This is a genomic window from Xanthomonas sp. F14, assembly GCF_014199865.1.
In genome coordinates, this window is the sequence record NZ_JACHOM010000001.1 from 1,276,878 (window position 1) to 1,302,099 (window position 25,222).

General features: G+C 58.0%; 17 protein-coding genes and 1 pseudogene. 14 read left to right on the plus strand and 4 right to left on the minus strand.

Annotated elements, in window-relative coordinates:
- Nucleotides 1-502 precede the first annotated feature (502 nt).
- Nucleotides 503-1,579, plus strand: a complete 1,077-nt coding sequence (locus tag GGR73_RS05540; protein WP_184455958.1) for a hypothetical protein — start codon at nt 503-505, stop codon at nt 1,577-1,579.
- On the opposite strand, the gene GGR73_RS05545 is transcribed toward GGR73_RS05540, so the two are convergent.
- Complete coding sequence (locus tag GGR73_RS05545) at nt 1,527-2,582, minus strand: hypothetical protein (protein ID WP_184455960.1); 1,056 nt, start codon at nt 2,580-2,582, stop codon at nt 1,527-1,529. The genes GGR73_RS05540 and GGR73_RS05545 overlap by 53 nt on opposite strands.
- Nucleotides 2,583-2,912: 330 nt before the next feature.
- Here GGR73_RS05545 and GGR73_RS05550 point away from each other — a divergent pair, with 330 nt between their 5' ends.
- From GGR73_RS05550 to GGR73_RS05565, 4 genes are all read left to right on the plus strand, one after another.
- Nucleotides 2,913-3,548, plus strand: a complete 636-nt coding sequence (locus tag GGR73_RS05550; protein WP_184455962.1) for a hypothetical protein — start codon at nt 2,913-2,915, stop codon at nt 3,546-3,548.
- A complete protein-coding gene (locus tag GGR73_RS05555) occupies nt 3,541-5,526 on the plus strand; it encodes a hypothetical protein (RefSeq protein WP_184455964.1) in 1,986 nt (661 codons plus the stop codon). Before GGR73_RS05550 ends, GGR73_RS05555 begins: the two co-directional genes overlap by 8 nt.
- Nucleotides 5,516-6,436 (plus strand): ATP-binding protein, encoded by a 921-nt coding sequence (locus GGR73_RS05560; RefSeq protein ID WP_184455966.1) that lies wholly within the window; start codon nt 5,516-5,518, stop codon nt 6,434-6,436. Before GGR73_RS05555 ends, GGR73_RS05560 begins: the two co-directional genes overlap by 11 nt.
- 190 nt (nt 6,437-6,626) lie before the next feature.
- Nucleotides 6,627-7,790 carry a hypothetical protein gene (locus GGR73_RS05565; protein WP_184455968.1) on the plus strand — a complete coding sequence of 388 codons (1,164 nt, stop codon included), beginning with the start codon at nt 6,627-6,629 and terminating at the stop codon, nt 7,788-7,790.
- A gap of 396 nt (nt 7,791-8,186) precedes the next feature.
- Here GGR73_RS05565 and GGR73_RS05570 read toward each other — a convergent pair whose 3' ends face one another.
- Nucleotides 8,187-8,816 (minus strand): hypothetical protein, encoded by a 630-nt coding sequence (locus GGR73_RS05570; RefSeq protein ID WP_456362923.1) that lies wholly within the window; start codon nt 8,814-8,816, stop codon nt 8,187-8,189.
- Between the two features lie 659 nt (nt 8,817-9,475).
- Between GGR73_RS05570 and GGR73_RS05575 the strand changes: the two genes are divergently transcribed.
- The 6 genes from GGR73_RS05575 (at nt 9,476) to GGR73_RS05600 (ending at nt 20,683) form a co-directional block, all read left to right on the plus strand.
- Nucleotides 9,476-10,405, plus strand: coding sequence for a DUF4007 family protein (locus GGR73_RS05575; protein WP_184455970.1), 930 nt, complete (start codon nt 9,476-9,478; stop codon nt 10,403-10,405).
- Complete coding sequence (locus GGR73_RS05580) at nt 10,371-13,715, plus strand: ATP-binding protein (protein ID WP_184455972.1); 3,345 nt, start codon at nt 10,371-10,373, stop codon at nt 13,713-13,715. Before GGR73_RS05575 ends, GGR73_RS05580 begins: the two co-directional genes overlap by 35 nt.
- Nucleotides 13,708-14,547, plus strand: coding sequence for a phosphoadenosine phosphosulfate reductase family protein (locus tag GGR73_RS05585; RefSeq protein WP_184455974.1), 840 nt, complete (start codon nt 13,708-13,710; stop codon nt 14,545-14,547). The genes GGR73_RS05580 and GGR73_RS05585 overlap by 8 nt, the downstream gene beginning before the upstream one ends.
- A gap of 12 nt (nt 14,548-14,559) precedes the next feature.
- Complete coding sequence (locus GGR73_RS05590) at nt 14,560-15,717, plus strand: cysteine desulfurase family protein (RefSeq protein ID WP_184455976.1); 1,158 nt, start codon at nt 14,560-14,562, stop codon at nt 15,715-15,717.
- A 488-nt stretch (nt 15,718-16,205) separates the two neighbouring features.
- Complete coding sequence (locus GGR73_RS05595; RefSeq protein ID WP_184455978.1) at nt 16,206-18,554, plus strand: ATP-binding protein; 2,349 nt, start codon at nt 16,206-16,208, stop codon at nt 18,552-18,554.
- Complete coding sequence (locus GGR73_RS05600) at nt 18,554-20,683, plus strand: hypothetical protein (protein WP_184455980.1); 2,130 nt, start codon at nt 18,554-18,556, stop codon at nt 20,681-20,683. The genes GGR73_RS05595 and GGR73_RS05600 overlap by 1 nt, the downstream gene beginning before the upstream one ends.
- 60 nt (nt 20,684-20,743) lie before the next feature.
- On the opposite strand, the pseudogene GGR73_RS05605 reads toward GGR73_RS05600, so the two are convergent.
- Nucleotides 20,744-21,096, minus strand: a pseudogene (locus GGR73_RS05605) (integrase core domain-containing protein); the annotation flags it as partial.
- A gap of 75 nt (nt 21,097-21,171) precedes the next feature.
- On the opposite strand from GGR73_RS05605, the gene GGR73_RS05610 reads away from it, so the two are divergent.
- Nucleotides 21,172-22,259, plus strand: a protein-coding gene (locus tag GGR73_RS05610; RefSeq protein ID WP_456362924.1) for an IS3-like element ISXcd1 family transposase whose coding sequence is annotated in 2 segments (ribosomal slippage) — nt 21,172-21,424 and nt 21,424-22,259 — 1,089 coding nt in all. Because the reading frame shifts where the segments join, the coding sequence is not laid out codon by codon here.
- Between the two features lie 133 nt (nt 22,260-22,392).
- On the opposite strand, the gene GGR73_RS05615 is transcribed toward GGR73_RS05610, so the two are convergent.
- Nucleotides 22,393-23,385, minus strand: a complete 993-nt coding sequence (locus GGR73_RS05615) for a site-specific integrase (RefSeq protein ID WP_456362925.1) — start codon at nt 23,383-23,385, stop codon at nt 22,393-22,395.
- Nucleotides 23,386-23,575: 190 nt separating this feature from the next.
- Between GGR73_RS05615 and GGR73_RS05620 the strand changes: the two genes are divergently transcribed.
- Together GGR73_RS05620 and GGR73_RS05625 are read left to right on the plus strand one after the other, a co-directional pair.
- Nucleotides 23,576-24,451, plus strand: a complete 876-nt coding sequence (locus GGR73_RS05620) for a DNA-binding protein (RefSeq protein ID WP_184455984.1) — start codon at nt 23,576-23,578, stop codon at nt 24,449-24,451.
- A gap of 76 nt (nt 24,452-24,527) precedes the next feature.
- Complete coding sequence (locus GGR73_RS05625) at nt 24,528-24,800, plus strand: BPSL0761 family protein (protein ID WP_184455986.1); 273 nt, start codon at nt 24,528-24,530, stop codon at nt 24,798-24,800.
- The last annotated feature ends 422 nt before the right edge of the window (nt 24,801-25,222 follow it).

Sequence of the window (25,222 nt, forward strand, 5' to 3'; positions counted from 1 at the left end):
TTTGGGAAAAGCGATCAACAATTCCCCAAGTCTTGCTTGGAGAAGGGTCTTGAGCGATGAAAAGTTCGAGCCGTACATACCTTGGGTGCGCGACGCCTTGCTGCCAGGAGAATCAACATATGCATTTCTGAACAAATTGGGTTGGTTCGCTGCAAGGGGTCCACTTCAGCTGATGCGTGATCTTCGTATCACTGAGCAAAACCAGTATCCCCGCGAGCCACGCCGGATCGACTACGCGGAAGTAGTCAATGAATGGAGCAGTAAGGCGCACAGGTATCTGTGGCCAATCCAGCAGGGGAGGCTAAGGGAGTACTTCAATGAGTCGGATTTCCTAATGCTGAGGGACTACTCAGATTGGGCATGGGAAGACGAGTGTCTCCGCTTTTGCACAGAATGCATCGCCGTTGGAATGCACTTCACGGTGTGCCAACTGCAGTTTGTTGAGTTCTGTCCTTACCACCAACGACGACTGATCTCTCACTGCCCAGTCTGCGGAGACCAAATGAATTACATCGCCGCCATGTCCCGCCCAGCATTTGGCTGCGACGGCTGCGGTGGCTCTCTGTTGGCTGCCGATGTGACCAATGTGTGTGCGAACCGACGCGTCCGATGGCAGATTTCACGCGCCCATCAGGAGCTGTTTAGGGCAATGGATACTTGCGCACCGATTTATTCCATGGCGACGGGACGGTCTGGCAGGAAAGGCTATTTTCCCGGAGTCAAGGCGGCTGCCACAGCGATGTTGGAGCCCAATAGACAACGTTCCGAGGAGCTTTCTTTTGTACCAACGTTCGCCGCTATCAAAGTCACTCCCAATCATCGGGGACAGCCATCTATCCATCGGATCTTGAAAAGCCCGCGTGCCGAGGAACCATGCTCGATCAACGAGGAGAATCGTACCGTCGTCCATCGTACTGCCCAATTGCGAGTGGGTGCCTGGCTGCTTCAACGGTATTCCGATCACCTTACCTGTATCGCAACCTCGCGAGAGGTGATCAAACGCAAAAAAGTGGGGCAGTTTCCTGCTCGGACCGCGCATAAGCTTTGTTGCATAGGGAACGGGTTTGTGGCGTGGGAGATGTGCCGCATTGACCGCGTACATGAGACGCTTCCCTATGAACTCTGGGACGCGTGGGGGCTTAAGAGCACGGCCGAGCGGTCATTCGGTTCCTACGTTCTTGAGAAGGCATGCCTGATGAGTTCCATCTCGACCTTCCTGAGAAGTGATCCGGATGAACTGTCAGGTTGGCTAGCAAATAAATTGCCCACGAGCTTTGAGCGTTGGCAAGCATCGAGGATAAATGAGGACACACCGGCGATACTATGGCAGGACATAAGCGACGTCGATTTTTCCGAGGTGTGTGAAGCTTCAAATCTTGATGAAGAAGCGAGATGGCAGTTGGTTTCGGCTTACTGCACGGAAAGCTATGACGCATTGCAAGAGCCGGCACTAGCTAAGATACTTGCGGAGTATGAAGCTAAGAATCTGGAGCGTGAATACGGATCGCGCGAGCGTGCGGCGATCTCTATGCAGATTGTGCACGCGAGGATAAACGGGGCGAACGGGTGTTCCTACTAGCCCGTGAATCGCCGGACAACCTTTCATATGCGACGTGGTCAGTGGCTGTCGTGATCAAAAGCGACTGGTTGTATTCGAGCGAGATATCCCCGTGCGTTTTGAGTAACTCCAATCGCAGCGCAATGAGTGCCGCTTCGATGCTCGCATGGGCGGGTGTATATGAGGTCAAGCCCTCAGTGGTCACCTCAAGGGCGCCGTCCCGGTAGCGCTCAGGCAACGGATGATCGATTCGTTCGTACCATGCTTCACCGGCCGCATGTAGGCAAGCGCAGGCATCGAGCATGTCCTGGTTCTTCCTCACCAGGAAAGGCAGTACCCAAAGGTCTCCCAGTGCCCGAGGGAGCTTTGAAGGCGCGGATCGGTCACCCCATACCGAGACATTGGCCACGGCGTCTTGCAAGTAAGGTTGAAGTTGTTCGCCCAGTCGCTGGCCGTCTTCGAAGGCGCGTTCGTGCATTGAGGCGGAGAATGCGGTAACCGCGTTGTCAGCTAATTCCCTTGCCGCTTGTGTCCCCTGGTGCCTGCGCCAGGCGACCTCATGCAGAAAGGCGATGACAAAGAGCAGCGTGCTGGGGGTAGCCGCTTTAATCAGAGCGCTGGTGCATCGGTGCTCAAGATCGGCGTATAGGGCCGGATCCAGGTGCTTCACGGCGGCCATGACGCGCCCAGGTACCAGCAGAAGACCTCGCGAGTTGGTGTAGACCAGCAACTGCTCGCGTGAGTCCAACAATGAGGGCGGATCAAGCTGCATGTAGCGGTTGAAATCGCGCAGCAACCAAGCGCGTGACGCCGGCACACGTTCACATACCCGTTCAAGCAGGTTGAACTTCTTGGTCCTGTCCTTGATCTCTTTCCAATAGGCGCCGTCGGGGTTCTTGCCTACGTTGTGGATCTCTTCGAAGACCCGAGGTGTCAGCCCCTCATAGATCGCTCCAGTGAAGCCCTCGCAGGGCAGAAGCAGGGTCCGATTCAACCATTGAACGTCGCATTCCAACGACTTCAACAGGTATCGGGTCCATACCCGTGCGCCTATCTGACGAAATTCGCTAGCACAGTCCAGCACCATGATCGGGGCTCTTCGGGCGAGGATTGAAAATCAAACCACGGCAGGAGATTGGATTTGACGACCTTCCCTGCGGGTAGTCTGTACGCCAGCACTACTGGAATTAAAAACTAATTCACAAAAAAGAGCCCGCCACGCCAATGGTCGGACTCTTGAGGCCAGGTCGTTCGGAGGACCTGTTAATGCCAAACACACTATACACCCCTTCCCGCCACGCGGGTCAAGGTCGCACCCGCTTGCCTGCCGCCGCTGGTCTGCGCGGGCAAACTAATGGGTAAGACCCCGGCGCAAAAGAAGCGCAACCAGTACTTGGCCTCCGTGCGTGCCAGAGGGGCCAGCGGCCACAACCTGTGGTTTGTCAGCCCCCCCCAGGACACGCAGGCACTCCCGCTAACGCTGAGTTCGGACATCGAGTTGGAGGCCTTCTTCTACCTGGAAGGTTCACCGGATGTGGCGTACGTCGACTATTCCCCCCTGCGCCACGGGCGAGCGCACCCGCACCCGGGGCGGCGGCACTTCGCTACCGTCACCACGCTGGAGGGTACCGAGCTCGACGTCGACCTGGCCCTTGAGGCCAATAAGACATCGGTGGCGGGCCGGCGATTGGTCAGCCTGGCGGTGCTCAATGCAGCCAAGGTACGTGTCCAGAGCTGGCGGGCGATCGTTCCCACGATCAACCGGTGCCGATCGCATTCCTTGGGCCCGCTGATCATTCGCTGCCGGCATCTGCTGGAAGAGCATGGCGACTTAGCTGTTCGGGATCTGTGCCGGCAGCTAACCAACGAAAATACCGCGCTTGTCACAGGCGCAGTGGCCACGCTGCTGCGTTCGCGCGAAATTGAAAGCGATGTAGATACCCACCTGTGGGGTCCCGGTACTGTGCTGCGGACACATCGTCATGGGTAGCCGCCTGACTCTGAAGACGACGCCTCCCGAGCGTTTGGTTCTCGCCAGCTGGGCCATGCCATCACTGGAAGGCCTGGATGCGGCGCAGACGAAGCGGTTCTATTCGCTCAAGGAGGCCATTACCGACTACGTGCACGGCTCACGGATCACGCAACTGTTGCAGGCCAAATCGATCTGGAGAGAGGTGTTCTATCGAGCCTATGACAAATGTGTCGCGCTTGATGGGCAAGGCATGCCGATCGGTTGGGTAGGGTTGCTGCCTTATTTGGAGATCCAGCCGCGGCAGCGAAGGAAGCCCCTGCCGAAGCATCAAAGCAAAGGGCTAGCGGGGGCACTTGCGCAGTTCCTACGCCAGAACAGCGACATTGCCGCAGCATTGGAGTCGTACTTGCTGCTCAACGCCAAACGAAAGCCCGGCGGAGAGGCGGGCGTGCGGCACAAGTCGGTCCACATGGAATTCTTGCGTCTATGCGAAGCCAAGGATCCCGACATGCAGTCCTGGCCTTTTACCTCCCGTCGGCGTGGAGCGGGGGCCGTGCGGGAGTTCACCAAGGCCTTTCTGATCCAGCACTACGACGCAATCGTGGCTACCCAGTATGGGGACAAAGCCGCGACCAAAGCCAAGGCCGGCAATGGCCATGGCTCTCGCCTCGTGGCCTGTATGCCAATGGATATCGTCGAGATGGACGAGCATGCCATGGGTTGCATCGGCACCGTCAGGATCGAAACGCCTGAGGGTTTCCGGTTTCTGGATGCAGGCCGAATGACGCTCTTGCTGCTGGTTGATCGCCACAAGGGTTGGATCATGGCCTTCAAGGTGATCTTCCGCGAGGCGGCCAACGCCGGCGATGCAATGGACGTGCTTCACGCGGGCGTACTCGGAGAACCGGACTGGGCCCACCGCAAAGACAGTCAGCTGGCCACGCGCCCTTTGGCCGACCTGGACGACCGCTTCGGCTGGTGTGGATTCAACTGCCTATTGCTGGACAACGCGCTCATCCATCTCGCTGACGAACTGGTCTCACGTGTGATGTCGCTAAGCGGATGCGCGGTGAACTTTGGCCCAATAAAGACTCCAGCCAGGCGCCAGTTGGTGGAGCGCATTTTCAACGAACTGGAACGCGCAGGCTTTAAACGGCTTCCTCAAACCACCGGTGCTGGACCACAGGATCCTAGGCGGCAGAAAGCGGAAGAGGCTGCCCGCGCGTGCATCCTGTCAGAGCGCGAGATTGTGACCCTGGTGTCGAATCTGTTGCGCAACTTCAACGGGAAAATGGGCAAAGCCAACTTGGCGGCCAGCCCGGCCCAGCGCATGCATGCGCTCATTTGCGGACCCGAACGCGATCAGTACCAGTTTCCATTTCTACCTCCGCTGCGAGAAGGCGAGGCAGATCTGTCCAAGTCGATCATCACCGTGCCAATTCGGGGCAACAAAGCCACTGGTCGTCGCCCTTACTTTTCTTTTCTGGAGGTCGACTACACGAACCCGGCTATGGCGAAGGATTGGGCGCTGTTGGATGAACAGGTCGACCTACAACTGCATGTCGCCCGGACCAATATTCGATTCATTGAGGCTTTCTGCCGTCAGCGTCCCTTGGGCATCTGCCAGGCCGGTGGCCGCTGGCGCTGGAGCGATCACTCGATCGATCTGCGGCGCCAAATCAATCAACTTCTGCGCGAGGGCTACATCGAGAACGACAGGAACGACGATGTCGTGGCAGCGTTCTTGAAAAAGGTGGCGGACGAATATGTCAGGGCCAAGAGTAAATCCAAGCCGACCAAGGCGGCCATGCGACATCTGGGCGATCACAACGCCCGCCGCGATGTGCCCGATGACGTACCCAACACCGCCGATCAGGTGAAGCAGGTCGGAGTCGCGGTGACGGACCTCTTGGATCGGGCCAGCGAATCAACAACGTCCAACTACATGCAGTGGGATGACATAGGTGCCTTCAACGGAGATCGTCATGACGATTGAGGAGATTCTACGCTTGCGTGATCAAGTATGGGATGAGCATCCGCTAATCATTGAGCGAGCGGTGCTGCCAACGCTTGCTGCCAAGGACGTTCTGGCCCGTGTTTGGGCGCTTGGCCGCAAGGGCAGGGGATCCATTGCCTTCTTCGCCCAGCCGCTGTCGGGCAAGAGTTCATGTGCCGAGTTGCTATTGGTGGAAATGAAGCGAAAAAAGCCTGGCTGCGGCGTGCTGATCTTTGAGGTGGTCGAAGACACCAATCCGGCCGAGGGTCGTTTACTTTCGGAAATCCTCAACCAGATCGACTATGCGCCCAAGATCGCCAGAGACTTGGCCGGCAAGCGCACCCAAGTGCATCGCGCCTTGCTGTCCCTATCAGGGGAAGCCCGACACCTGTTTCTGATCTTCGATGAAGCCCAGGAGCTGAGTTGTGACGAGTTTGCCTGGCTCAAGTCGGTCATCAATCGCCTGGTGCGAGACCGCGTGAAGGTCACGGTCGTCTTGTTCGGGCAGATCGAGCTCAAAGAGAAACGGCAACAATTGAAGGCCGCACGCTCAGATCTGGAAAAGCGCTTCATGTCCACGTTGAACGAATTCAGGGGGATTCAGAACGCAGCAGAACTGGAACCGCTGCTGGCGGCAATTGACGCCGGTTCTGAGTTTCCTGTGGGTTCGGGCATGAGTTACCTGCAACTACTACTGCCCAGATTTTATGAGGGCGGGGGGCGGCTTATCAGCAGTAGTGCGCTGTTCTGGCGCGAACTGAAACAGCAACGCTTGCCTGGCGTGGGGACCGTCGTGGCCATGTCCAGTGTGGCAGGGTTCTTGGCATCGTTCTTCATGCACCTTCGTGGTGCAGACAGTGCGGAGCTGAAGATCACATCTGAACTGCTTCAGAAGATTGATGTCATCTAGGGCGTCGGCACCGTCGGGTTTTGTCGCCCATCTCCCAGAGCATTGGGAAGATAACTCCCTTTTTGGGGCATACGCGGCGATCGGCAGATTTAACCTGTGCCGCGCATACGATATTACCAAACTCATAGAGCGGCCCTTACGCATATTCCAGCCGTACCGTCCGCCTTCGACCACCCACCTAATCGAATTCATGAAATGGGTAGCGGAACTGAAGGTGGCGAACGACGAAATCACGCATCCGCTACTTCGTCGCGTGATCACCAAGACGCGGCAAGACCTCACTGAAGTACCCTTGGAATGGTATCGATCCACGGTGTTCTGGTGCCCGCAGTGTATGAAGCGAAATCATCACAAGGCGATCCATCAGCATCGCTCACTCTGGTTCTGCCCTGAGCATCAAGTCCGCCTCGAACAGTTCTGCAACTACTGTGGCCAGCACATTGGCTATCGTATCTTCTTTAATAGGGAGCCGCTGCAATGCGACGGATGCGGATGTCGTCTGGATGGCTTGGATGACGGCGCCTCATCGCAGACCGCCGCACCCAAAGCCTCATCGGTCGGGGATCAACTGACTTGCCGGGTAGCTGAGGAGGTCTGGGTTGCCGGTCTGCCATGGTTACCCGTATCGCCTCGTCCGTTGGGTATTTCGCCCCACGATGTGCGCATTCATGCGGCAGAGAGGATTCGCGAAGCAGCGCCTTGCCCACAAAGCCGGGTGGTTAGCCAGTACTTCCGCCTCATCCCGCCTAGTGAGGTAACCAAGACTCTTGTTAGTAGCCACGCAGAAGCCATTTCTCGCATTGCCGCCCAGGCGCGCGCCTTAGCGCGAAAGTCTGGCCATGCGTGCATGCAAGGCATAGGCGATGGATCAGTCGAACATCAGCTTCAGTGCCCCTGCAGCATCGGTTTCTCCCTGTGGTGCTTGCGCAGCCAGCTCGGGCAAGTTAACACTGCAGCCTGGTCGGACAGTGTCAACCTGTTAGCGTATGAAGGGTCGCATCTGGGCTTGTGTTTGTCGGTGAGCTGGCTAGCACACGTGCAGGCACCGCTTATGGGGAAGACATCCGCCAGCGAGATGTTGCTTGCGTTCTGGGATCTTCCCTCAGAGAGCCGATCACCCAGTCGGCCTAGCGGGCAGATCCCCGACACGAGTGCATTTGTCTCCCACACCTTTCAATGGTCTGCCGTTCACTGCTGTCATGTCGGCAATCAGGTGATGCGCCTAGGGGAAAGCTTATCGATCTCGGGACGCCGATCATTGCGTCATGTCCAAAGCGATGTGATTGCAGATGCGCGCTGGATCATGGATCAGTTAGGTATCTGCGCAAGGCGCTGCCCCCCTTACGCGGTGTGACGCATGGACCCCACTAAGTCCAGGGGCTCACCGGCTCAACGACGCAGCAGTCAAAGCCGAACGAGCAGGGCAATGCCTAGGACAGTGCTATTTCAAATACCAAACTGGCCAAGATGGGGTTGCTGACAAAGTCGTGTTACCCACCTTCGAGGAGCTATGTTAGGCCACGGGCGAACCTGGCCGGCATGCCAAGGTGCCCTGGCCGATATAGATGAGGTCTCGGTGGCAGCGGCAGGCTATAGCAGGAAGTTTTGGCAGAGCCGGCGCAAAAAAGCCCGCCTGGCAAGTCCTGTCTGACAACCCCGGGCGGTCGGCTATCAGACCTATGCCTGCATGTGGGACCAAAATTCTAGACGCTGGCAAATCGTGCGGGACACGAGTGAATATCCGAAGCTGCTAAATCAGATCGAGGGTGGGGGGCGACATCCAGTACTGATCGCCCAGTCGCGTGGCGACGGTTGAAAACGCGGACGTCAGTGCACAGTCTGGTAGCGAATGGGAAGGGGAAAAGCAAAGCTTTCCTTCCAAGCTTCCCTGGGTAAGCCTTAGCCGCCGCGGGAGTTCGTTGCTCAGCGTGAACTTCAGTATCTCAACGTTGCCGGGGTATTGCAGGGAGATCGATGCCATGCTACGGACCGCTGCCCAGCACGCATAGCGCCAATGGCCCAGGCTGTATCGCGAGTCGTACGGGATGAGTAGCCGAGCCAGCTCCACAAGGAAAACGTCGGGAAACTGGTGAATGCGCAATTGATGCCGAAGATAAGCGGTCACCTCCATCGGAACCAGCTCCTGCCAAACCCTTAACCACATCTCCGCATAAGGGGGCTCTTGAGCCTCACTTTGCAGGTAGTCCTTGAGCCGCGATTCCAGCTCTCCGAAAGGGACGTGTGGCCATGTGTAGGACCAGGCAATCTTGTCGCCGGCAATCGCATGGATATCTGGGCCGACCTCCAGCTCGATTCGGATGACTCCCAGGGCATCTAATACCGAAAGAACACTGTGAGTTCCCTCCAGGGTGGGAGCCAAGCGGGTTCGCGCCTGGAAAGCTTGTACCAGAGCCAGAAGATACAGGGCGCCACGGCCGCCTAGATGACGGACGTCGCTAATGGTTGGGGCGTCAAGACGCCCGGACCAGAGGTGTCCTGCTTGCGTGCCGAGCAGGGCGCCTTTAGCTGTAATGCACCCACGGGGATACATCGTGAGTACGAGACGGGGTTGGGGGTTGATACCGCCGCATAAAGGCGAAGTGGTTGATGAGGGACGGAGCCCGCTGGGATCGCCGCGCACCGCATATGACAGGGACGTGTGGACTCGCTTGGAGCATCCGTAATGCGTGGGGGGCAGAGTCCCCAATGAAAAATTGGTGTGGACGTTCGTGTGGCGGCGACTAGGGCGGGCGAATGACTGCGTCAAGGGGGCGATCACGTTCTCATGGGTAAGAACAGCGCGTGGCTAGGAAGGCTCTTTGCAAACCCAACGCCCCCCTCCGCGGCATTTCGGGGGAAATTTGTAATCTAGGCAGGGCATCCGGCGAGATAGGCATAGGACGTCATCCGACGGCCATTTCAAAAATTGCCATAAAATCAATTGGTTATGGCATTAATCTTCTGTGAGGCCTGTGGTGGCTGGCGACGGTTGCCAGCAGCAACTTTGAACTGGTGGGTGTCGCCAGTAGACTCCCCTCTATGACCTCGATCTTGCTTCCAACCCCTGTTCAGTTTTCAGGCCACGAAACCTTCCCTCTGCGTCAACTATGGCTGCGAAAGGCCTACGATGCTGCCGCCGACGGCGTGGGGCGGCCCGCCAAGGAAGTCTTTGCGCCAGAAGTAGGCATTCGCCGCTTTGGAGTGGGAAAAAACATGGTCGCAGCCATTCGCCATTGGGCGATGGCGTGCGACATCATCTCGGAGTCCCGCGATGGACGCATTTCCATCGCTCCTACCGGCGAGGCCCTGTTCGGCAATGGACTAGACCCATTCCTCGAGCGTCCTGCATCCGCTTGGTGGATTCATTGGTTGCTAGCAGGGAGAGCGCGACGCTCGACTTCGTGGTGGTGGGTCTTCAACCAGGGTGCTCAACAGTCATTTGACGTGGAACTGCTGACGGACTCGCTCAAAGCCGCCGTTGAGCAGGCTGGGCACAAAACGTCCAGAGTGACCTTGAAGCGTGATGTTGAGGTCTGCGTCCGTTGCTACGCGGCCAAGCGTGATGGCCGAGGTGGAGATGATGCGGCTGAGCCGCTTTTGTCTGAATTGGGTCTTCTGAACGAAGGGAGCGGAGCGACATTTTCCTTCTTGCGAGGCCCTCAGAGCTCACTACCTGAAGGAATCTTCGCGATGGCTCTGATGGAGTTCTGGACGGAGCGTGAGGCTCGCCTAAGCACCGGGCAAGCCACACTTTCATTTGAGGCGATTGCGCACGAATACGGATCTCCTGGAAGAGTATTCAAGCTCGATGAAAGGGGGGTCGAGGATCGACTCTCTGGGCTTGAATCGCTGACAGATGGTCAGCTTCGGTGGACTGATACCGCCGGCGTACGACAGGTCAGCCGGCAGATTCGAGGAGCTCAAGACGAGCTTCATGTCGACCTTTTCAGGAAGGCTTATGGCAAGTAATGTGCGTCCGTTGGTTCAGGTTGCCTCGCGCTTCCAGCGCTCTGTGCAGCTGGAGTCCGATCTAGGCCGAGAGGATGCTCTGGACGGATATGTACTTCATGGCAGCGGTCAGCTCGCTCTTGAGACGACAGCGCGCTATGTGGGCACATCTCAGCAGCGCGCTTTCACTTGGACCGGGCCATATGGCGGGGGTAAGTCGACTCTTGCATTGGCGCTGGCACAACTTGCTGGTGGTTCACCAAGCGCACGTAAGCGCGCGAAGGCGGTGCTCAGGCTCGATGGAGCCGGTGACGTTGCTCGCACATTCGGCGGCCGCAAGCCTTGGACCGTGATTCCCCTTGTGGGAAGGCGGCAGTCGCTAGAGTCTGCTCTGAGCCAGGCAATCGACAAATACGCTCCCATGCGCGGAGCTAAGCGTATGCGCGACGGCGTGCGTGACGTCATTGGCGAGCTAACAAAGCGTGCCGAGAACCCTGACGTTGGCGGGGTCTTGGTCCTGCTTGATGAAATGGGCAAATTGCTCGAAGCCGCTGCCGCTGCCGGCGAGGACATCTATCTTTTGCAGGAGCTCGCCGAGGCTGCGAGTCGCTGTGAAGGGCGTCTGGTCATTGTGGGCGTACTGCATCAGGCCTTTGAGCAGTACGTAGGCAGGTCGCACCGAGGCATTCAAGCCGAATGGGCCAAGGTGCAGGGCCGCTTTGTTGACATCCCGGTCGTCGCTGGTACGGACGAAGTGATTGGGCTGATTGGTGGCGCAATCGAGTCCGCACAGGAGCATCCCAAGTCCCTCAAAGTCAGTCGACTAATCGCAGATCAGATCCGGCTGCGGCGCCCCTCCTCCCCCCCGACACTTGCCGCCTCCCTGGATGCGTGCTGGCCGCTTCATCCCGTGACTGCGGCCCTGCTCGGTCCCTGCTCGCGTAGGCGTTTCGGCCAGAACGAGCGCAGCGTGTTTGGCTTCCTGAGCTCGGCTGAGCCGATGGGATTTCAGGAGTTCTTGCGAGGCCAGGCGGGCGAGATCTCTGCGGTATACAGCCCTGCTCGCTTCTGGGACTATCTGCGAGTTAACTTTGAGCCGGCGATTCTTGCTTCGGCTGATGGCCATCGGTGGGCGGTCGCCAGCGATGCAATTGAACGGGTGGAGGCGCGCTTCCAGGAGCTCCACGTTGCTCTGATCAAGACGATCGCATTGATCGACATGTTCAGAAACGGGTCTGGCGTTGCGGCAACCAATGATGTTCTGCAGCAGAGCGTTCCGGGCCACGGTGCCAAAGAGATCGCGGTAGCTCTGTCTGATCTTGTGAAATCGAGCGTCGCTGTCTATCGGAAGCACCTTTCGGCTTGGGCGGTCTATGCCGGTAGCGACTTCGACATTGAGGCGGCAGTTGAGCTTGCTAAAGCCAAGCGCACGCTATCCATCGATCAGCAGTTTAAGCAGGTCGGCGCACTGCCCGCACTGAGTGCGCGCAAGCACTACTTTCTCACCGGCACGCTGCGCTGGTTTGAGCGTGTTGTCTCCACTCCCAAGGCCGCCGAAGCGTTGCTGGATGCATCCAGGGAGACGACCGCCGGACGCTTCATCCTTCTTGTTCCCGACGACGACACATCACCGCAAGCTCTTCGCGAGGCAGCAGTAGCCCTGGCTGCGAGGTGCCCGGACTCGCTTAATGCCATTGGCGTACCGAAGCTTCATCTCGGCTTGGCTGAGCAAGCTACCGAGCTTGCTGCACTGGAACAAGTCGCAAAGGCAACCCCGAAGCTTGATGGCGATACTGTGGCCAGGCGCGAAGTGTCGGCGCGATTGGAGCACGCACGCCATACGCTGGATGCAAATCTGCGCGAAGCATTCTCCACAGCGACCTGGCATATCGGGACCGAGGTACTGACCAGCACTTTAGATGATGGACTCGCACCTATCGCGAGCGATATCTGCGACAAGGCATTCTTCAAGTCGCCTCTTGTGTTTAGTGAGCTGGTGAACCGTGACACTCTTTCGTCAAACGCTGCGAAGGCCCAGCGCCTACTGATGCATCGCATGCTCTCGCATGCGGGCCAAGCTGAGCTCGGCTTTGAAGGCTACCCAGCTGAAGCTGGCCTGTATCACACCATCGTGGCTCCGCTTCAGCTTCATGGAGTCAGTGATGGTGCGGCGGGCTTCCGAACGCTAGATCAGCTAGAGGAGATGGGTAGCTCAAGCATCGTGGCACTATGGCAGGAGTGGAAGGCCCAACTGGTCCAGTCGCGATCGGAGGTCCCTCTTTCGTCCCTATTCGATACGGCTCGGCGCGCACCTTACGGCGTACGTAATGGATTGCTTCCAATTTTCGCTCTGGCCTTCTTCTTAGCTCATCGCAGTGAGATTACTCTGTATATCGATGGCATGTTCACGCCTGAGATGAGCGACGCCGACTCGGATGCATGGCTCCAAGATGCCTCGCGAATTGGTTGGAAGTGGCTTCACATCGACGATAGTTCCCGGAAGATGCTCCGGCAGCTCGCTCGTCGCATGGAACCCATTGCTGGTAGGCCTGTGCAGGCTGATCCCCTCGATTCGGCTAGGGCATTGGTAGCCTGGGCATTCTCTCTCCCGACCTGGAGTCGAAAGACAACGTCCGTCAGCGACGCTGCGCGAAGCGTGCGCTCGGTGCTGCTACGTGCATCGGACCCGCTGAAGACAATCTTCGTGGATCTCCCCGAGGCGCTTGATCTCAAGCCTGGAAAGGAGGTCGTCGAGGTGATCATCAGCGTCGTCCAAGAGCTTGACTCTGCCTATGAGCAAGTGCTCAAAAGGCTTGGGGATCAGCTGCTGATTGCGCTGGCTCACAGTGGGCCCCTGTCGCGAATCCGATCTCGCGCTAAAGCAATCGCAGGCAGGACCGGTGACTTCCGAATCGACGCATTCGTATCCCGATTAGCTGAGTACGAAGGGCTCACAACGCAGAATGAGAGCCTGGCGTCCTTGGCAACAAATCGCGCCGCCCGTGACTTCACGGATCAAGATGTTGAGCGTGCGGGAATTCAGCTGGCCGACTGGGCATTCCAGTTCCGCCGGCTGGAGCTGTTGGCATCGGTCCAAGGGCGCCCCTCGGGTCGTCATGCGCTCGCTGTTGCCTTTGGCAGCCAGAGAACGGTCAGCGCTACGATCGATGTGGGGGATGAAGATCGAGACGTGATCTCACAGGTTCGCGATGTGATCCTAGCTGCAGCCAAGCGAGAGGGTCTCTCAAAAGAGCTCTATCTCGCAGCTTTGGCTGAGGCAGGAGCAATAATTCTGGAGGATGGAATGGAGTCGGAGAGTCACAATGGCTGAGCATCACGTTCTAGGGATTTCCGGCGGCAAGGATAGCGCTGCGCTTGCTGTGTATATGCGGCTCAATCACCCGGAGCTGGACCTCAAGTACTTCTTCACCGACACCGGCAAAGAGCTGCCAGAGGTCTACGACTTCTTGGGAAGCCTTGAAGGATTTCTTGGAAAGGAGATTCTGAGGCTCAATCCACAGCGCGATTTTGACTTCTGGCTGCGGGAGTACAACAACTTCCTGCCGTCTCCAAGGAGCCGTTGGTGCACTCGGCAGCTGAAGCTCACGCCATTCCGGAACTGGATCAAGCCCTGGCTGGAGGCCGGCGACAAAGTCCACAGTTACGTCGCCATCCGATCGGATGAGAACCACCGGGAGGGCTATGACTCAGGCCATCGAAACTTGACCGTTCATCTCCCTTTTCGTGAGGCGGGTATCGATCACTCCGGGGTGATGGAGCTGCTTGACGGTGCTGGTGTCGGTCTGCCCAAGTACTACCAGTGGCGATCGCGCAGTGGATGCACCTTCTGCTTCTTCCAGCAGAAGATCGAGTGGGTTCGACTCAAGCAGCAGCATCCAGAGCGGTTTGAGGAGGCAAAGCAGTATGAGAAGACAGCTTTGGAACACGGGTCGCCCTTCACCTGGAGCGATCGAGAGTCATTGACCGACCTTGAGCAGCCGGAGCGAATGGACGCCATTGAGCGCGATTTCGAGCGGCGAAAGGAGAAATCTGTCAGCCGTGGCAGGATTAATCCACTGCGACAGGGTATTGACCTGCCAGCAGGCGTTGAGATGGAGGAGGTCTTTGGCGAGACCACTGCTTGCGTCATCTGCCAGAAGTAAGAAGGATTTTCAATGAAGTTCTCTCCGCCAATCTACGCCGACTATTCCTCTTCTGCGCCTCCGCTCCCTGAGGTGGTAGAGGCAATGATGGAATGGTTGGGCAGCTCCCATGCGAATCCTCATGCCGATCACTTGCCTGGGCATAGGGCCGCAAGAGCGATTGAAGATGCTCGGCAGCAAATCGGTGATCTTCTCGGCGCCGACCCGGATGGAGTGATCTTCACCTCCGGTGCAACTGAGTCGAACAATCTGGCGCTGAAGGGCCTGGCCGGAACCTGCATTGGAGGGCTATACGTCAGCGCTCTCGACCACAGCTCCATCGTTGAGGTGGCCCGTTACCTCAACGATAAAGGAGAATGTCGAGGTGGGCAGTTGCAGCACGACCTGTACGGGAGTGTCTCTCCAGACACGGTGAAGGCGTCCTTGCCTTCCGGGGAGGGGCGAGCGCTCGTGGCGCTTGCGCACGGAAACAACGAGATCGGTACGATTCAAGAAGTCGCCGCGATTGGGCGAGCTATCTCGGATGGAGGTCACCTGTTTCATGTAGACGCATCCCAGACAGCGGCGCATGTCCCGATATCTGTGCACGAAATGCGGATCAGCACTCTTAGCATATCCGGCCATAAGCTCTACGGACCCGCGGGCGTCGGAGCGCTTTGGATGGACTCTCAACTCAATGATGAGCTGCTCCCAATGCTACATGGGGGAGGGCAACAAGGGGGCGCTCGCTCGGGCACCGTCCCTGCCTATCTAGCCGTCGGGCTCGGTACAGCAGCTAAGCTTGCGCTGGGCAGAATGGAGGAGTCCCGGGCGCATCTTGCATCGATGACAACTCTGTTCTTGGAGGCACTTCACGGGAACGGGATAGATCCAGTCATCATTGGCCATCCAACAAAGCGATTGCCAGGGCACCTCAGCCTTCGTTTCCCTGGGGCCAATGCGCCCGATTTGCTATTAAGACTGACTCCACATGTCGCACTGTCCACGGGGGCTGCGTGCTCGTCTGGCGAGCTTCGAGCCTCAAGGGTCCTTCGAGCCCTAGGCATGGATGAAGAAAGCGCTGGGGAGGGGGTGAGGGTGAGCTTTGGTCGCTCGACCACTCGACGAGAAGCACAACAGGCAGCTGGATACATAGCCAGTGCGGTCCGTGATGTCCTGGATCTCAATTGACCAGGGCATCGAAAGGACTGCGATTGAGAGGCCGATTCGGCTCCTAAAGTGGCGAGAAGTCCATACGGCTTCGCGATCTAAGCGCGGAGCATTGTCTACGGCTACCTGCGCAACTGCACGCCCTCGCCGGGCACCAGCCCCCTATAGCCCGCAACAACGGACCTTGTCAAAACGGTGACTCGTCCCAGCGCATGTCGGCACAGCAAAGGTGTCTAGCGAAGGTTGCGGCAACCTGCACGGTACGTGCGCAAAGGGGCGGTGGGTTGCGTCGAACCTGTGCGACTACTCGCAGTATCCGCCCGCAATTCCACACGCCTCTTTGGGACATTGAGCCTTGATCGCCTAAGGCGCCGCCGGGGGTACAAGGTGCAATTGTCAATTATTTGGCGGGCGCTCGGAAGGCGTATCGCCAAACGGCGCTCCTCTGTCGCCACCGGATGGCATTTACAATAAGCTGTGCAAATAGCTTAACAAAGGGCGGATTCGATATGGCGAAGGGATTCAGGATCGCAGCAAGAGCTCTACGGCAGCTAGGGGCTGAGCTGATAACGTCGGATGACGTCGCGCTAAACGAACTTATTAAGAATGCATTCGACGCCCGCTCTCCTCGTGTGGCTGTGCACATCAATGCGATGGTAGATGTCCAAGTTCTTGCTGTGATCGAGCAGCGCCTGCGTGCCGGCGAGATCACCTCTGGCAATGCAAGGGAGATGTTTGTGCGGGTATTCGCCACCGAACTTGGCCCAGATGATCGCAGCGCAGTCCTCTCAAAGTTTGATAGGGCGACATCGCTTGGAAAACAGAAGCTTCTTGAATACATCGAAAGCTTGCGCGTAGCTCAGTCCATCTCGGTCATCGACACGGGCAAAGGGATGTCGAGAACCGATCTCTCGGATCGATTCCTAGTGATTGGAACTCCTGGAAAGCTGAAAGAGCGCGAAGACGGTGATGATGATGGTAAGCCCCTGCTAGGCGATAAGGGAATTGGGCGTCTCTCAATGATGCGGCTCGGGAATCAGGCAACGGTTAGGTCAACGCAGCTAGGATCCGTTCGGTGGAACGAGATCCACTTCATATGGAGCAAGTTCAACGATCCGTCCCTATTCTTGGACGACATTGATGTCGACGTCGAACGCGCGGGCGCCTCTTCAGAAAATGAGAGCGGAACCCGAATTGAGATCAAAGAGTTAACAGCAAACTGGAACACCGAGAAGGTTCAGTCGTTCATCCACCGATATATGCGCCGACTTCAGGATCCCTTCGCGAAGAAGCGGCACCCTTATCCCGTAGACATCTATCTCAACGCAAAGCGGTTGTCGATCACAGCGCTTCCGAAATGGATGACGCAGACGGCGCAGTTTCGTGCTGATATCCAATTTAATCCCGACGGAATTGATGGGAGCGACCAAGTCTTCCGCCGTAGCATCAAGTGGCGGACTAGCAGTACGTCCGAAGTCCGCAGTTGGTCGATGAAGGAACTAGTTAGCCAACTTGAAGTTGCCCCCGCGATCTTCAAGGGCCTCGGACCTTTTACAGCGACGTGCCTGTGGTTCAATCGAAGCATGCTCGCCGTCAACGAGGTGGACCGAACGCGAGCCGAGATTGCTGAGGAGCTCAATCAGTGGTGCGGCGGTTTCGCGGTTTATCGAGACAATTTTCGCGTCGGCAAGACTGGTGGGATGGAGGATGATTGGCTCGAGTGGGACAGTGGCGCTCTGAAGAACAAAGGCTATGCACTAAATCGCTATCAGACTATCGGAAGCGTGAGCATTTCTTCCAGAACAAATCCTCGCCTGGTTGACTCTGCAAATCGCGAGCGGCTCATTGCCTGTCCGGAGCAGGAGCTTCTCAAGAAATTGCTCGGTGAAGTGCTGGTGGGGGATCTGCGAATGCATATCAACACTGTCAGAGAGGCGGAGGCGAAAATTGGAATCGCTGAAGAGTCCACGACGGCGTCGCTGAAAGCGTCCGAAGATGCCCTCAAGAGGACACTGGCGGAAGTTGATCGGATTGGAAAGCTGCTGCCAAAAGAGCAGCGTCAGGGGCTTACCGATATCCGCGCAACGCTCCAGGGTCAAGTCGAATACGTAAAGACAATCAAGAACTCGCTCAACATGGCGCGCGAGACCAGGGTTGAGCTTCTTGAGCTGGCCAACATTGGCCTAGTGGTCGAAATTGTCATACATGAGTTGACCCGCCTGACCGAGCGTACGGGAGAGTTGCTCGCGGACCTTCAGCGCGACGGAAATAGTAACGTGGTCGACGTCGTGGACAACTTGCGAGCGCAGATCGTGGCCACGAACAAGCGCATACGCACGGTTGACGCAATGAGTCCATCGGGGCGTCAACGTAAAGAGCAATACGATGCCGTGTCACAGACGAGAGGCATTGTAAGTGGCTTCAAGAATAGATTCGCTCGACACGACATATATCACTTTGTAACGGTAGATGACGAGCCTGCTGAGAATTGGAGTGTAGAGGTTTACATGGTGAAGGGGCTGATTGCGCAAGCCCTGGAGAACCTTCTCGCCAATTCCGTGTATTGGTTGCAACAGGGACTAAAGCCGGGGTCTAACAAGCGCGAGATCCGGATCAACTTGGACTCTAAGGCCTTGACGCTGTACATATCAGACAACGGCCCTGGTATCGACCCCCACTATGCGAAGGAAATCTTCAGGCCATACTACTCAACGAGAAAGAAGGGTAAGGGGCTGGGCTTATACATTGCATCGGAGCTCGTCGAATATCACGGTGGTCGCCTGTATCTAGATTCCCTTCCCGAAGACGACGGCCGTCTTAGGACTTTCGTACTCGAACTACCCAAGGATGGAGCCTAATGAATAATTGCAAATCCTCCCAAGATGCTGAGCACGCGGTGGTATCGGCAGATCTCGCCTCTGCTAGGGAGGGCGGCGCAGAGGAGTCCGGAAGTACTGCAGCCCTCGCCGGTGAGTCGGTGCCAACGACAGATGAGAAGCTCTCGTCTCCGGTCGCGGTCGCTGGGGCAGCAGGTGCGGGCGTGGCGGCAGCAATTCAGCCTCGAAGAGTGCTAGTCATTGACGATGAGTTGCATGGGATGTCGTTTGCTCATCTTCGCGAGTCAGCTGCAGACTTCGTGGCGGACATCGAGGATCTCACAAGTCCGACGACTGAAGCAGTTTGGTCGTACATGCATAAACATTGCGGCGTGAAGGCCTTTGAAGACAACGATGTCGACTTCATCCAGGAGTATCTCTCTTCTGACCCATTTGTTCATGAGGTGATTCTTTCTCAGAATTTTCGAAGCGCTAACGTCGCCGGAACAGAGGGTTTGAAAGGTTTTTATGAGCGATCTGATTCGGTAGGCGTGCTCAGGGCGCATATCGAAGCCGCCTACCCGTCGCCAGGCTTCTCGATTGAGTTTAGAAACACTCGTCCTGCGGCGCACAGGGAGCTGCTTGCGTACGATCTGGTCTTGTTGGATCTGGTTTTGACCAATAGTGCAGATGCAGTCGACGAGCTCGTCAGATACTTACACAATCTCGGTAACTCAGCCTATCCTGAAAAGCTGCCACTTCTCATCGTGCTTTCTAGCAGAGAGGAGATGGTTGACCAGCGCCTTAGGTTTAGCACTGAGTCATTCATCAGCGCAGCGGGCTTGCTATTGCTAGAGAAGCGCCACGTGCGTCTCGCAGAGTTTGGCGCGGCTGGCTTGCGGCTGTGCTACCAGCAGCTGAACAAACAGCGCGATGTAGCGCAAGGGATGCGCGTCTTCATTCGCGAATGGACGTCCGCTCTTGATGCTGCAAAGATTCAGGCCAGTAGAACTCTCTGGAATCTTGATGCGGCAGCAATGCAGGAGATCCACTTGAGTGCTTCAAGGGACGATGACCCTTACGATGAGCATCTGACTGAACTGGTGGCAAGGGAATACATCTGGCACGTTGAGGGTACCGCGAGAGTTGTCGAAGCAATTGAAGCCTTGGATGATTCATTCAGATCCTGCCTACATTCCCCAGGCGGCAAGCTCGTCATTCGCGATCGATTTATGACCCCTCATGTTGACTCCAAGCCAGGTCGCGACGTTGTATCACACTATAATTGGACTGGGTTTGCGATCTCCACGGTTTTTTCTGAAGTCAGCAAAGAGACTCTAAGAAATAGCTTTAACCGACTCGTGCCTTTTGGCGCCGTGTTGTCGCCTGATGAGATTACAAACGGGACGCAGTGTTGGATTCACATTACGCAGCAGTGCGATCTGAACGGTGCAGTCCGAGTAAAACAAGCCGGTCAGTCACTCGATTCCACCCAGTCCGCGACGTTCTGCATAGCGAAGGCTGTTGAGGTGCATGATCGATCAGTACCTAAGCATGACAACGGCGACCTTGTTGCCCGAGGCCTTGCATTCGGTGGAAAGGAGTACGATTTGAAGTGGGAGAAGGGTACTCTGATATCGATGCCCGTCTCCGATTTTGTCGATTTTGCTGTTAAATCAGGACGGCGTGTCGTCGGTCGATTGCGCCACGATATTGCCAGTCAGTTCTTGACTGCGACGTCCAATCATATGACTAGACCTGCCTCACTAAAGACAACCAGGCTTGAAGTATGGCCGGCGCAGTTCTATCTTTGGGGAGCGGGCGCTCCTGACAACAAGCCGATCGCTTTCCTTGATAGGGATGGAAAAAAAGTCCGTCAGGTCATGGTAAGTCGTCATAACGGGGAGAATGTTTTTCTGCAAGACGACAACTGTGTCTGGCTCGGGCTCTGGATCGGCGAGAAATTGAAGGCCCACTTCAATCAGTCTGTTGATCTGGAAAAGGTATGCAACACACTTAGCGTTGGAATTGGAAAGGGGCAGCCTATTGTCGGAAATGTCACTCTTGCGATTGAAGAGTGCATGTTCGATAGCGTTCCGGGGTTCTGGAAGGGCAGAGCTGCACCGAAGGGCAAAGTCTGCCTGTACATGATTTCGGAGCCGGCCAGCTAGCGCTTGCGTTTTGGCGGCTAGGCCTAGGGGGCCAGTGACACACCTCCGATAGCAGGGCCATCAGTCGGTAGAGATTTCGACCTCTTTCGGCGCCTGGGAATTCGCTTGAGACCCGTGTTCTCGGGCGAATTCCGCAAGGGTTTTCCATGCCAGTGCACTGTGGGGTCGCTCCTCGTTATAGAAGCGCCGCCACGTTTCGATCTTGCTCCGTGCGGCGGCTAGGGACAAGAACCAATGCTCGTTCAGACACTCCTGTCGCAGCCGGCCGTTGAAGCTTTTCACCATCGCGTTGTCCGTCGGCGTGCCACGTCGGGAAAGTCCAGCTCTACGCCGTTTTCATAGGCCCAGCGGTCCATCACCTTGCCGGCAAACTCACTGCCGTTATCCACTTTGATCGCTTCCGGCTTGCCTCGTTGAACGGTAATCCCCCCACAGGTTAGCTGACGCCAGAAGTGGAATTTTCTCGTACCCTTTTCCGAGGAGGTTCCATGAAGACATCCCGCTTCACCGACAGCCAGATCATTGCCGTCCTCAAGCAGGCCGAGGCCGGCACGCCCGTGCCGGAGTTGTGCCGGGAACACGGCATCAGCTCGGCGACGTTCTACAAGTGGCGCAGCAAGTTCGGCGGCATGGACGCATCGCTGATGTCCCAGCTCAGGGAGCTGCAGGACGAGAACCGGCGCCTGAAGAAGATGTACGCCGATGCCCAGCTCAGCGCCGACCTGCTGAAGGAGGCGATGGCAAAAAAATGGTGAGGCCATCTCAACGCCGGGAGATGGCCCGATGGGCCGTAGATGGTGGCCACACGAACATCCGGCATGCCTGCCGGACCTTTGCGGTGAGCGAGACCTGCTTTCGCTATCAAGCCAAGGCCAGCGAGGAGAACGCCCGGATTGCCGATTGGCTGGTGCGGTTGACCACAACCTATCGTGATTGGGGGTTCGGCCTGTGCTTTCTGCACCAGCGCAACGTGAAGGGCTTTGGCTGGAATCACAAGCGGGTGTACCGCATCTATCGGGAGCTGGAGTTGAACCTGCGGATCAAGCCGAAGAAGCGGCTGGTGCGCGAGCGGCCAGAGCCGTTGGCGGTGCCGGAGACGATCAACCAGGTCTGGTCGATGGATTTCATGCACGACCAGCTGGCCGACGGCCGCAGCTTCCGGTTGTTCAATGTGCTCGATGACTTCAACCGTGAGGGTCTGGGCATCGAGGTCGACTTATCGCTGCCATCGGCCCGGGTGATCCGCTCGTTGGAACAGATCATTGACTGGCGCGGCAAGCCAAACGCCATTCGCTGCGACAACGGCCCGGAGTACATCAGCGGCGCGCTGCTAGCTTGGGCACAGCAGCGCGGGATTCGGATCGAGCACATCCAGCCAGGCAAGCCGCAGCAGAATGCCTATGTCGAACGTTACAACCGCACCGTCCGCTACGCCTGGCTGGCCACAACGTTGTTCGACACCATCGAGCAGGTTCAGGACAAGGCCACGCGCTGGCTATGGACGTACAACCATGAGCGCCCCAACATGGCGCTCGGCGGTATCACGCCAGCAATGAAATTGGCGATGGCCGCCTAGCTCCACTTTTGGCGAACGCTCAAAGCGGGGGGATTACCCTAGCGAACGCCAGAAGAAGGATCTGCTCAAAAGTCTTGAGAAAACTCCGGCGAAGCGGGAGCCGCGCAAAGGCCGGTGACGCATTGGCCGCGCGCTAGAGATCAAGCAGTCGAGCCGCGGGGTTGCTTGACGCGTCACCGGCCTGAAAGTAGCCGATCGCCTGCGCGACGGAGCGATGGTCAGTCAGCGCCATGAGGGCGGGCAGGGCAATGCCCTGGCGAGCGCCCTCGGTGATAAAGCCCGAGCGCAAGCTGTGGCCACCAAAGTCCCCGGTTAACTCTGCCTGCAAGGCCCGCCGCTGTACGATCGCTGAAACCGCCTTCGGCGAGAGGGCAGGGCCCACGCGTTCACCCCATAGGCGGCGGAAGAGGGGCCCCTCGGTAATGTCGGCCGCGGTCAGCCACGCAGCCAGGGCGCTCCCTGCGCGGCCCAGCACGGGCTTGTCGGGTGTGGCCGTGGCGTTCGGGCCAGCCTGCTGAGTTTTGCTGTGCTCCAGCCGATAAATGAAAGCGTCATCGCCGATGCGGCGCAGGTCCTGCCAATCCGCTGCCGCGATCTCGCTACGCCGGCGCCCACCACTAGCAAAACCAAACAGCAACAGTGCCTTATCTCGAAGCCCCTCCAATGAGTCGTCACAGACAGACAGCAGGGCCTCGAGCTCGTCACGGGTGATGGCGGTCTTCTTGTGTGGCCGCTCGCCGCGTTTGACCGCGGCGCGGCGGCCGCGCTTGAGCAGCTGGCGCACGGCAGGCGCCTCGCACGGGTTAGCGGCCTTGTGCACCTGGTGGGCCGCCGAGAGCACGGCCACGCGATGCACCACGGTGCTGAGCTTGAAGGCGCCTGATTTCTGCTTAAGCCCGGCGGCGACCAAGTGCGCATCCAATGCCGGCGGCAGCTCCCATGTCAGGCCAGCCTTGCCGCGCCGGGCCAGATGGTCGACCACGAACTGGACCACGGCAGGCTCGGGCACCGGCAGCGTGATCGGCTGCCCGAAGCGCCCCTGGAACCAGCCCGCCCAGTAGCGCAGCGCAGTGGCATAACTGCGGGTGGTGTTGGCGGCGGCGGCCTCAGCCAGCAGTTCGCGCATGGCGTCGGCCGCCTGCGCTGCGAGACGGTCGGGGGCGAGGATGGCCGACACAGAGGGGTTAGGAACAACCATGTTAGATTTCATATGTCGTACGTATCAAATACAACCTGTAGGGCGCTTACGTCCGATAACTATCTGTTATCGGATGTGGTTTGGCAATGGGGCAGGGCACGTGTGTCGGAGACAGCAGATGGCTAGAGGAATCCAGGAAAACGCGGTATTTGAGGCGGCCGACGCGCTGCTTGGCGCCGGCGAACGGCCGACCGTCGAGCGCGTACGCCTGCACCTTGGGCGTGGCTCGCCGAATACGATTGGGCCGTTGTTGGATGCGTGGTGGACTCAGCTCTCGCAGCGGCTCAAGCATCGGCTGGCGCTGCCTGGAGTGCCTGATAATGTCGGCGTGGCCTTGGCGCAGGTCTGGGAACTAGCGCTGGCAGCCGGGCGTGGACAAGCCGAAGCCGCTCTGGCGCCGGAGCGTGTCCTTTTGGCAAACGCCCAGGCCGACATCGAAACTCGCGTAAGCACCGAGCGCGAGCGTGTGACAGCAATCGAGACGCAACGTCAGCAGGCGCTCGCTGCAGCTCAAGTCGCCGAGGCAGCCTTGTCGGTCTGCGAGCAGCGAGCCGGTGACCTCGCCAGTCAGGTGGGCGCGCTGCTGCAGCAACTGGAGGAACTACGTGGGCGCAGCGACTCTCTGGAAGCGCAGGTGCATAGCGCCCAATCCCGTTTGGAGCAGGAGCGCAATGCGGCTGCAGCCGAACGTGAGACGTTGCAGACACACCTGCGGCAGGTCGAGGACCGGGCCTATACCGAGATCGATCGGCTGCGCCAGGAAGCCAAGGCGCACAAGGCCCAACTGGCGACGCAGGCCCGCGAACATGCCGCGGCACTGCGCGACGCCGAGCAAGCCCGGCGTGCAGCCGAACGCGCGCAGCACAGCGCCGAGAGAGAAAGCGCCGCAGCTCAGGCGCGCGCCCAGGCGCTCGCACAACCTCGTCCAACCAAGGCACCGACTGCCGTCAAAAAAATGGTAGCAAGTACCACGCGCCGGGTGACCAAGCGGTAGGCCGCGTTTTGGCTACTGGCACGCGCGCGGGCCGAAGCGCTACGCTAAGAATTCCTTAGCCTTGGTGAGCTGTCGCATGACCCTGCCTGACGAGCGTACGCGCAACCTGCTGCAAGCCGGCGCATTTCTCAAGGAACTCGCCGGCAGCCAAGCGGTACCCAAGTCCGTACGCGAGGAAGCCTATCGACTGTTGCGTCACTACCCGACACTCAGTGATGTGGAAGCCATCGCCCAGCATGAGGAGCGGTTGCGGGAACTCACCCAATCGGCCTTCGTGCGGCCGTATCTGACATCGCAGTTCGAGCAAGAGTGGTTTAGCAGTTATCCCAAAGGTCCTCATCGGATCTGAGCGATGCCGCGTATGATTTGAGCCCAGCTAGGAGGGGGAACTTCTGAGGAGCAGCGATCTAGCCGTCTCGCTGAACCGGTGCGCCGCCGTCCCGCCGCGTCCAGTCCCGGAACCGCCTTGAGTTGGGCAAGCTCCAGCTGGTCCGAGAAGGTGATACCAGGGCCTGGACCTCTGCCGTTTAGCTGACTTCCGTCGATCTGCGGCGGCCTTTGACCTGGCGACCAGCATCTCCTTTCGGAAGTGGCCCGCAAGTACCACAGCCTCCTAGGACTCCAAACGTCCCGATAAGAAACGACGCGTTTCGTCTTTTGCGGGAATTTTTAACACTCAAGAGTGCGCAAGCGGGAAAACCAGACACCTGTTAGTGCGTCCCCGGAGCGATAGACACCCATGACTGCGTCAAATGGATACTCAGAGTGCGT